Origin of the sequence: Pseudomonas viridiflava, from assembly GCF_900602065.1 — a bacterium.
In the GTDB taxonomy this organism is placed as follows: Bacteria; Pseudomonadota; Gammaproteobacteria; order Pseudomonadales; family Pseudomonadaceae; genus Aquipseudomonas.
The window spans coordinates 1-338 of the sequence record NZ_UWFN01000077.1 but is presented as its reverse complement, the minus strand read 5'-3'; the positions used below and the strand labels follow the sequence as shown (position 1 = coordinate 338).

The 338-nt window shown below is 61.5% G+C and carries 1 protein-coding gene; it reads right to left on the bottom strand.

Going from position 1 to position 338, the window contains the following annotated elements:
• A partial coding sequence (locus EE949_RS01075; protein WP_122662148.1) for a GNAT family N-acetyltransferase occupies positions 1 to 338 on the bottom strand: 338 nt, incomplete at both ends.

Genomic DNA, 338 nt, shown 5'->3' with positions numbered 1-338 from the left:
CGCCTGCGCCGACAGGTAGATGGGCTGGTCGGGCCATTTGCGTTCGGCGTGTTCCACTGCCTGGACCATCAGTTCATGACCAATGCCCTTGCTGCGAATCGAGGGTGCCGTGACCACGCGGCCGATGGTCACGTCGCCTCCCTGCTGGATAGGGTCGAGCAAGCGCAGGTACGCGACCAGTTGGTCTTCCTGCCATGCCATCAGGTGGCAGGTGTCACCTGTCAGGTCCTGTCCGTCGACGTCCAGGTACACACATTGCTGTTCCACCACGAACACCTCGGCGCGCAGTTTCAGCACGGCGTAAAGCTGCTGGATGTTCAGCTCGGTGTGGTGTTTGC